Here is a 9,317-nt window from a genome sequence, read left to right as displayed (position 1 = left end):
GTGGTGGCCGCCGCGCAGGCGCTGAGCAGCTGAGGGCTGGACAGCCGGCCGCACGCCACCTTCCACCGGCCACTACTGCTCCACAGCGCCCCGGCCCCGCAGCACCACGCCGAGTGAGATCGCCGCGACCACCGCGGCGACCGCCGCGAGCAGGTGATACGCCGGGATGAGCCCGATCTGCTCCGCGACCAGCGCCGCCAGCACCGCCGGGAGCCCGAGCGAGGTGTAGGCCACCAGGTACAGCGCCGCGAACACCTGCCCGCGCAACTCGCCGGGCGCGCTCCGGGCGACCAGCGTGGTCCCGATGAGGAACAGCAGGCCCATCCCCAGCCCCGCGAGGGCGGCGGCGGCGAGGAAACCGGGCACCGACCGAGTCTCGAGGGACACCGACGCCACGACGAGCCCCGGCAGCATGAGCAACACACCGACGGTCATCCCGCGCCGCCAGTCGTCAGGACCGAACCGAAGGTTCCACACCAGCTGCGCCACGCCGGCGGCGGCCTGGAGCGAGGCCACCACGAGTCCGGTGACGATGTAGTCCGACCGCCCCAGGAGGTCGCGCGAGATCGCACCGCCGAGCCCGAGGAAGACGCCGCCGACCGACCACGACACCGCGACGCACACCGCGGCCAGGGCGAACGCCCCGCGCATACTCGCAGGCACCGTCGGGGGCCGCACGCGCAGCGCCTCCCGGACGGTGGACCCGCCTCCCGATGTCTCGGGGACCAGCGCCAGAACCGCGCCGAAGAGCGCGACCGTCGCCGTCCCGATGATGGCGAAAGGAAAAACCAGGGGCGACGACGACAACGTGGCCACCAGCCCGGCGAGGAGAACGCCACCGGCGATGCCGAAATTCGTGGTGGAGCTGTTGGTCAGCGCGCCGACCCGGGCATCGCGGCGCGGATGGAGCTCGATCAGGGCCGCGGCCGCCGGCCCGGTGATGAGGCCGACCGAGATGCCCTGCAAGATGCGCGCGGCGATGAGCGATCCCACATTGGGCGCCAGGGCGAGCATGCCCACGCTGACGGTGAGCAGCGCCAGGCCGGCCAGGATGACGGGCCGGCGGCCGACCGCATCGGACAGGCGGCCGAGGAAAAGCAGCGGGATGAGGACGGCGATGCAGTACACCGCGTAGACGATCGTGATGGTCGTGCCGCTGGTGCCCCAGAGTTCCTGGTAATCCACATACAGGGGCGTCGGGGTGGCACTGGACATCAGCGCGACCAGGACCACCGCGGCGATCACGATGAACGGCGTCCATGAGCCGGGCCGAGTCTTCATGACGACCGACGCTACCCGCGAATTGTCCGGTGCCCGGGACGGGTGTGGGACGCCCTCCCCCACCGGGTTCGGCCGCGCTGCTCTCTCAGGCCGGGCCAGAATGCGCACTCGCGTCATCTCCGCGAGCAGTTACTACTTCTGTGGAGCCTAGGGGATTCGAACCCCTGACATCTGCCTTGCAAAGGCAGCGCTCTACCAACTGAGCTAAGGCCCCGTGCGTCGTCCGCTAGGCCGACGCGCACCTCCAAGCATAAACGCCGGACCCGGCACTGCGGATCCGGCGTCTGCCTGTCGGAGTGGGCCTAGGAGGACTTGAACCTCCGACCTCCAAATTATCAGTTTGGCGCTCTAACCACCTGAGCTATAGGCCCTCGTACCGATGGATTAATCTACCCGACACCCGTTCGCAATCCCAAATCGACCGCTGACCTGCGCGGTTTCAACCGAATTGCGAGGCGGCACGTCCGGCGGCGCGTCGCCACCGGATCCGGCGATCAGTTCCGTCGGTCGCTGAGCGTCACCTGGACGCCGCCGCCCGTCAGACCGGCCGCGAGGTTGTAGATGAACACCGCGAGCGTCGCCAGGATCGACAGCAGCAGCACGTTGAGCAGGCCGACTCCACCGCTGTAGAGGAAGATCGTCGACGGCCCGATCACGGACGCCGACTCATCCCCCGCGACGCCGGACAGCAGCCCGCCGAGCCGGTCCCAGACGCCCATGCCGGACAGCAGCAGATACGTCACGCCGATCGCGACCATCCACACCAGGTAGAGCGCGAACATCACGCCCAGCACCGTGGTGAACGCCGACCAGGGATCGATGCGGCGCAGCACGAGGGTCGACTCGAGCGGCCCGCGCCGCTGAGTGGGCGAGACGATCGGGGCGGCCCGGCCGGCGGCGCCTCCGGAGTGCGCCGTGGAGACCCCTCCAGAGGAGCCCTCGGCGCGGTGCTGCGACGCGGCGGGGAACGCGGTGGTCGCCGTCTCACCCGCGGTGGAACCGTCGGTGGCCGACGTGCTCGCCGCGGTGCCCGACGTGGAGCTGTCGGTGTCCGCGCCGGAGGGAGTCGAGGAACTATATGACGACGACGACAACCCCGAGTCCGTCGACCCCGCCTGTGAGGCCTGCCCGGTGGTGCCATATCCGGGCGCCGGGGCGGAACCCTTCGGTGTGGGTCCTCCGGCGGCCGGATCGGTCGGCTCGGTCATGGCTTACGCCTCCTCGACGGACTCGGCCTCGGACCGGTCCTCTTCGTCGGGCTCGTCCGCGTTGCGGGCGATCGCCAGCAGCGCATCGTTCTCGGCCAGGTTCATCAGGCGCACGCCCTTGGTCTGGCGTCCCGCCTTGCGGACCTGCTTGGCGAACGTGCGGATCACGCCACCGCTGGAGGTGATGGCGTACAGCTCGTCCTGCAGTTCCACGATCGTCGCACCCACGAGCTTGCCGCGCTTGGGGTCGAACATGAGCGTGAGGACGCCCTTGCCGCCGCGGCCCTGTGCGGTGTACTCGCTCAGTGCGGTGCGCTTGGAGTAGCCGCGCTCGGTGGCCACGAGCAGGAAGTACTTCTCCTGGTCCGAGGTGTCGGCGCGCACGACGGACATGCTCAGCAGTGCGTCCCCGTCGTTGAACCGCATGCCCATGACGCCCGAGGTGGCGCGTCCCATCGGGCGCAGCGTGTCGTCGTTGGCGTGGAAGCGGATCGACTGGCCCTTCTCGGAGACCAGCAGCAGGTCGTCGTCCGGTCCGGCGAGCGCGGCGCCCACCAGCTCGTCCCCGTCGCGCAGGTTGACGGCGATGAGACCGCCCGAGCGCGGGGAGTCGTAATCCTCGAGCTTCGACTTCTTGACCAGGCCGTTGCGGGTGGCCAGGACCAGGTAGGGCGCGTCCTGGTAGCCCTTGATCCGGATGACGCCGGCGATCCGCTCCTCCGGCTGGAATGCCAGGAGGTTGGCCACGTGCTGGCCGCGTGCGGTGCGGTTGGCCTCGGGCAGCTCGTACGCCTTGATCCGGTAGACGCGGCCCTTGGTGGTGAAGAACAGCAGCCAGTCGTGCGTGGAGGAGACGAAGAAGTGACGCACGATGTCGTCCTGTTTCAACTCTGCGCCGCGCACTCCCTTGCCGCCGCGCTTCTGGGCGCGATAGAGGTCGGTTCGGGTCCGCTTGGCGTAGCCGGTCTCGGTGATGGTGACCACCACGTCCTCGCGGGCGATGAGGTCCTCATCGCGCACGTCGCCGTCGGCGGGGATGATGACCGTGCGACGGTCGTCGCCGTACTTCTCGACGATCTCGCGGAGCTCGTCGCCGACGATCGAGCGCTGACGCTCGGGGCGGGCGAGGATGTCCTTGTAGTCCGCGATCTCGAGCTCGATCGCGGCGAGCTGGTCGATGATCTTCTGCCGTTCGAGCGCCGCGAGGCGACGGAGCTGCATGTCGAGGATCGCCTGTGCCTGGTCATCGTCGATGTCCAGGAGGTCCTTGAGGCCCTGGCGCGCGATGTCGACGGTCTCCGACCGGCGGATGAGGGCGATGACCTCGTCCAGCGCGTCGAGTGCCTTGACCAGTCCGCGCAGGATGTGGGCCCGCTTCTCGGCCTCGTCCAGCAGGTACTGGGTGCGACGGACGATCACTTCGATCTGGTGCGTCACGTACAGGCGGACCAGCTGGTCGATCGGCAGGGTGCGCGGGACGCCGTCGACGATCGACAGCATGTTGGCGCCGAACGACGTCTGCAGCTGCGAGTGCTTGTAGAGGTTGTTCAGGACCACCTTCGCGACCGCGTCACGCTTGAGCGTGATGACGATGCGCAGGCCGACGCGGTCCGAGGACTCGTCGTCGATCTTGGAGATTCCGGCGATCTTGCCGTCGCGCAGCTGCTCGGCGATCGACAGGATCATGTTGTCCGGGTTGACCTCGTAGGGCAGTTCCGTGATGACGATGACCGTCCGGTTGCCCTCCTCCTCGATGGAGGTCTTGCCGCGCATGCGGATCGAGCCGCGACCGGTGCGGTAGGCGTCCTTGATGCCTTGGTCGCCCACGATGAAGCCGGCGGTCGGGAAGTCCGGCCCCTTGATGCGCTCCATGCACGCCTCAAGGGATTCCTCGTCAGTCGCCTCGGGATTGTCGAGCATCCAGTAGACGGCCTCGGCGACCTCCCGCAGGTTGTGCGGGGGCATCTTGGTGGCCATGCCCACGGCGATGCCGCTCGAGCCGTTGATCAGCAGGTTCGGTACGCGCGACGGGAGAACGACCGGCTCGGAGGTCTTGCCGTCGTAGTTCGGCTGGAAGTCGACCGTGTTCTTCTCGATGTCCCGCACCATCTCCATGGCGAGCGGGGTCATCTTGCACTCGGTGTAACGCATGGCGGCCGCGCCGTCGTTGCCGCGGGAACCGAAGTTGCCCTGGCCGTCGACCATCGGATACCGCATCGCCCACGGCTGCGCGAGGCGCACCAGGGTGTCGTAAATCGCCGAGTCGCCGTGCGGGTGGTAGTTACCCATGGTGTCGGCGACAGGCTTGGCCGACTTCACGTAACTGCGGTCCGGCCGGTAGCCGTTATCCCACATCGCGTAGAGGATGCGGCGGTGCACGGGCTTGAGCCCGTCCCGCACGTCCGGCAACGCTCGCCCGACGATGACGCTCATCGAGTAGTCGATGTAGCTTCTCTGCATCTCGGCCTGGATGTCGACCGGCTCGATCCGGTCGTGTCCCCCGGCGTCAGGCGGCAACGTCGTATCCGTCATGGGCTCCTCTTCTGTCCGGCTCGGAAAGCAGTGATCAGCGCACTACTTCCGACCACGACAGTCTATAGGTCCTGCGGAAACTGCTGGTACTGGCACGCGGCTTGTCCTCTATATCCTCGTCCGGATCCGGCCTGGCTGATCCGACGTGGCACTCCTGCGCCCCACCAAGCCCGCGCCCACGCAACACGGCCTTCGCCTCAGCTACCGACACCCCAGCCGGCCGGGTCGGCGTAGACGAACGTGCCCGGTCCACCGCCGGGCTGCAACGACCCACTGACGTTGGGGAGATTCGACGCCAGCCTGACGAGCTTGTGGTGCGCTCCCTCACGGTCCTCCTGGAAACACTCCAACAGGACCCCGTGGAATGCGGTGCACTGCACCGGCGTCGTCAGCCCGAACGGCGAGACCAGCCGGTTCGTTGCCACGGCCGGGTTCCAGAACACCGGGTTCTCCGGGGTGATGAAATCCGTGACCGGCCAGGGACCCGTGGCCGGGTTGTGCGCAGGCACCTCAGTGACGGGTGATCCCGCGGACAACGTTCCCACCGAGCCCACGCTGCCAATGACGACATCCGAGACCTGGGCCTGCGCCTGCGCGGGAGTGAACGCCGCCCCTCCCGCGCCGAAAGTCAGCGCGAGCACCGCTGTGGTGGCCGCGCGCATGAGCCGACGCGTCACCGGGCGGCAGAGATGCATGTCATCCATAGATGAACCCTAGGCCCGTTGGCCGCCGAGCCGGGTGGATATCGACCAGGGGTTGACACCATTGGCATATCGTTTATCGTTGTTATCGTTCTTCGATACCAACGATGATCGATAAGGAGTGACAATGTCGACCAACGACAAGTCTTCCAACAACCGCCCGGCCACAGGCGGCACAACTACCGGTGCGCCCGCTGCAGACAAGGATCGCCGCGCGATCTACAACTGGGTATTAGCGATCGCTGTTCTCGTGGGCATCTGGGTGATCGCACCCATGATCAGCACCTTTATCGCCCTGGCCACCAGCGGTCGGGTGTCGCTCACGATGTCGCGACCGGATGAGGTGACGGGCCCGGAGGGCGTCGAGATCACGGGTCTGGCGGCCGACATCCCGGTGGAGGCTCTCGGCGACTCCGCGAAGATGACGCTCACCATCGGAACCATCATGCAGTTCGTCGTCGTATTGATCATGGTGATCATCGTCGACCTCGTCCTGCGCCGGCTCCGCCCCGGACGGACCCTGACCAACCGCACCAAGGTCAGCGCCATGGCCGCCGTCATCATCGCCGGCATCGTCGGCCTGATCGCCACGAACATCGTCACCTCCGCCGGCGTCCACGCCTGCCAGGCGATCTACGAGTCGTGCTCGGATGGCCGAACCTGGGACAACCCCATGACCACCGCGTTCCCGCTGGTCGGACTCGGCCTGGCCCTGGTCATGGCTCTCGCCCGCAGCGAGTTCGTCGCCCGCACCGACTCCGAGGGGCTGATCTGATGTCCGACGGCGATCTCGCGGTGCACTGCCACCTCGACCGCCTGCTCGACGAGCGCGGAATAACCCTGTCCGCGCTCGCCGAGCGCGTCGGCATCACCGTCGTCAACCTCTCGGTCCTCAAGAACGACCGGGCCAAGGCGATTCGATTCTCCACACTCATGGCACTGTGTCGCGAACTGGACTGCACACCGGGAGACCTGTTCTCCGTCGGTCCCGCGGCCTCACCGAAGTAGGTGGCCAGTAAGAAGTACACCGAGCGTGAACGACAACAGTCGCGAAACCTCAGCGGGTTTCGCGACTGTTGTCGTCCGGACGGCGTCGAACCGGATGCGCCTGGTTATCAGACGTCCAGGAAGCGCACGTCGCGGGCGTTGCGGGTGATGAAGCTGCGGCGGGCGTCGACGTCCTCGCCCATGAGGATCGAGAACAACTCGTCGGCCGCGGCCGCGTCGTCGAGCGTGACCTGGCGGAGCGTACGGACCGTCGGATCCATGGTGGTCTCCCACAGCTCCTTGGGGTTCATCTCGCCGAGACCCTTGTAGCGCTGGATGCCGTCATCGACGTTGATCTTGCGCTTGTTCTCCAGGCCTATCTTGAGCAGTTCGTCGCGCTCACGGTCCGAGTACGCGAAGTCCGGCTCGCCCTTGCCCCACTTGAGCTTGTACAGCGGCGGCTGGGCCAGGTAGACGTACCCGTTCTCGACCAGCGGCTTCATGAACCGGAAGATCAGCGTCAGCAGCAGGGTCGAGATGTGCTGGCCGTCCACGTCGGCGTCGGCCATGAGCACGATCTTGTGATAGCGCAGCTTGTCGATGTCGAATTCCTCGTGGATGCCGGTGCCCAGGGCCGTGATGATGGCCTGGACCTCGGCGTTCTTGAGGACCTTGTCGATCCGCGACTTCTCGACGTTGATGATCTTTCCGCGCAGCGGCAGGATCGCCTGGAACATCGAGTCGCGGCCCGACTTGGCCGAGCCGCCGGCGGAGTCGCCCTCCACGATGTACAGCTCGGACTTGGACGGATCCTTGGAGCGGCAGTCCGCGAGCTTGCCGGGCAGGCCGCCGATGTCCGTGGCGGACTTGCGGCGCACCATCTCGCGGGCCTTGCGCGCGGCCACCCGGGCCTGGCTGGAGGCGATGGCCTTGTTGACGATCGTCTTGGCCTCGGCCGGATTGGCCTCGAACCAGTGCCCCACGTGATCGGACACCTGGCGCTGGACGAATCCCTTGACCTCGGTGTTGCCGAGCTTGGTCTTGGTCTGGCCCTCGAACTGCGGATCGCCGATCTTGGCGGAGATCACCGCGGCGAGGCCCTCACGGATGTCATCACCGGTGAGGTTGGGGTCCTTCTCCTTGAGCAGCTTCTTCTCGCGCGCGTACTTGTTGACCAGGGAGGTCAGCGCCGCACGGAAGCCCTCCTCGTGGGTGCCGCCCTCATGGGTGTTGATGGTGTTGGCGAAGGTGTGGACGGACTCCGAGTAGCCGGAGTTCCACTGCATCGCGACCTCGACCTCGTGGCCGGTTCCCTTGCCCTCGAAGTAGAGGATCGTCGGGTGGATCGCGGTCTTGGACTTGTTGATCGCGGTGACGTAGTCCTTCAGACCGTCCGGGTAGTGGAAGGTGCGCTTGCGCTCGCGCCCCTTGGCCGACCCGGCCGGGGCCTCGGCCTTCTCGCCGGAATCGGCATCGGCTGCCGCGTCATCGGCGCCCTCGGTGAACGCCTTCTCGGCGTCAACCGCGCCGTCGACATCCGAGCCCTCGTCCGAGCCCGGGCCGCCGTCGTGGCCACCCTCACTGTCCGCGATCGCATCGAGCTCAGCGGCCTGCTCGGCCACCGCGCGCCGGTCGATCAGCGTGATGGTCAGACCCTTGTTGAGGAACGCCATCTCCTGCAGACGGCGGGCCACCACATCGAAGTCGTACTCCGTCGATTCGAAGATCGTCGGGTCAGCCCAGAACCGGACGCGCGTGCCGGTGCCCTCGGCGGGGCCGGAGTCGACCAGCTCGGCCGGGACCGCCATGTCGAAGTCCTGCAGCCACAGGCGACCATCGCGCTTGATCTGCACCTCGACGCGGGTCGACAGTGCGTTGACCACGGAGATGCCGACGCCGTGCAGACCACCGGAGACCGCGTACGAGTCCGAGTCGAACTTGCCGCCCGCGTGCAGCTGGGTCATGACCACCTGGACGGTCGGCATGCCCTGCTCGTGCATCTCGACGGGAATACCGCGGCCGTCATCGATGACCTCGATGCCGCCGTCCTCGAGCAGCGTGACCTGCACGCCCGTGGCGTGCCCGGCCATGGCCTCATCGATCGAGTTGTCCACGACCTCCCAGATCAGGTGGTGCAGACCCCGCGGGCCGGTGGAGCCGATGTACATGCCCGGACGCATCCGGACGGCCTCGAGCCCCTCGAGGACGGTGATCGATGATGCACCGTAATCCTTGGAGCCGTTGCTGTCGGAAGTGCTCTTGGCGTCCGCCACGTGCGAACTCCTCGCGTCTCGTCGGGTCTGGGACCTGGCCAGTCTACCTGCGGGAACCACAAGACGGACTCCTGGCACGCCCAGTCCGTTCGTTCGCGGTTTATCCGTACGTGTCCCGTGGCCCCCGCCCCGACACGTGTAGCGGCCCCTTTCGCCAGCTCGGCTTCTCCGGGCCCTCGATCTTCAGCCGCCGCACGTTGCCGGGGCCGAGCGCCGCCGCGATCTTGCGCAGGATGTCCGCGGACATCAACCGCAGCTGCGTCGCCCACGCCGTGCTCGAGGCCCGCACGTAGAGAATCCCCTCCTCCAATCGCTCGGGCGTCGCGTGCGCCGAG

At 67.3% G+C, this 9,317-nt stretch carries 8 protein-coding genes and 2 tRNA genes; 2 read left to right on the top strand and 8 right to left on the bottom strand.

Annotated elements, in window-relative coordinates; all coding sequences use genetic code 11:
• Positions 1–72: 72 nt before the first annotated feature.
• The 6 genes from G6016_RS08350 to G6016_RS08325 all read right to left on the bottom strand — a co-directional run bounded on the left by G6016_RS08350 (position 73) and on the right by G6016_RS08325 (position 5,725).
• A complete protein-coding gene (locus tag G6016_RS08350; RefSeq protein WP_182632202.1) occupies positions 73–1,281 on the bottom strand; it encodes an MFS transporter in 1,209 nt (402 codons plus the stop codon).
• 141 nt (positions 1,282–1,422) lie between these two features.
• Positions 1,423–1,495 (bottom strand) — tRNA-Ala (locus G6016_RS08345).
• An 83-nt stretch (positions 1,496–1,578) separates the two neighbouring features.
• Positions 1,579–1,652 (bottom strand) — tRNA-Ile (locus G6016_RS08340).
• A 123-nt stretch (positions 1,653–1,775) separates the two neighbouring features.
• Entirely contained in the window at positions 1,776–2,489 is a 714-nt protein-coding gene (locus tag G6016_RS08335) for a DUF3566 domain-containing protein (protein ID WP_182632201.1), read from the bottom strand.
• Between the two features lie 3 nt (positions 2,490–2,492).
• A complete protein-coding gene (gyrA, locus tag G6016_RS08330) occupies positions 2,493–5,021 on the bottom strand; it encodes a DNA gyrase subunit A (RefSeq protein ID WP_182632200.1) in 2,529 nt (842 codons plus the stop codon).
• A gap of 197 nt (positions 5,022–5,218) precedes the next feature.
• The gene (locus G6016_RS08325) at positions 5,219–5,725 is read right to left on the bottom strand and encodes a hypothetical protein (protein WP_182632199.1); all 507 of its coding nucleotides are present in this window, start codon (positions 5,723–5,725) and stop codon (positions 5,219–5,221) included.
• 124 nt (positions 5,726–5,849) lie between these two features.
• Between G6016_RS08325 and G6016_RS08320 the strand changes: the two genes are divergently transcribed.
• Entirely contained in the window at positions 5,850–6,497 is a 648-nt protein-coding gene (locus tag G6016_RS08320) for a hypothetical protein (protein ID WP_182632198.1), read from the top strand.
• A complete protein-coding gene (locus tag G6016_RS08315) occupies positions 6,497–6,730 on the top strand; it encodes a helix-turn-helix domain-containing protein (RefSeq protein ID WP_182632197.1) in 234 nt (77 codons plus the stop codon). Before G6016_RS08320 ends, G6016_RS08315 begins: the two co-directional genes overlap by 1 nt.
• A gap of 107 nt (positions 6,731–6,837) precedes the next feature.
• On the opposite strand, the gene gyrB is transcribed toward G6016_RS08315, so the two are convergent.
• Both gyrB and G6016_RS08305 read right to left on the bottom strand, forming a co-directional pair.
• Positions 6,838–8,982: a DNA topoisomerase (ATP-hydrolyzing) subunit B gene (gyrB, locus tag G6016_RS08310; RefSeq protein WP_182632196.1), complete on the bottom strand. Its 2,145-nt coding sequence runs from the start codon at positions 8,980–8,982 to the stop codon at positions 6,838–6,840.
• Positions 8,983–9,082: 100 nt separating this feature from the next.
• The coding region (locus G6016_RS08305; RefSeq protein ID WP_182632195.1) for a DciA family protein at positions 9,083–9,317 on the bottom strand (235 nt) is incomplete at its 5' end.

Source organism: Dietzia aerolata, assembly GCF_014144865.1.
In the GTDB taxonomy this organism is placed as follows: domain Bacteria; phylum Actinomycetota; class Actinomycetes; order Mycobacteriales; family Mycobacteriaceae; genus Dietzia; species Dietzia aerolata.
Note: the sequence above shows the minus strand (reverse complement) of the source record. Positions and strands in the feature narration are given on the sequence as shown.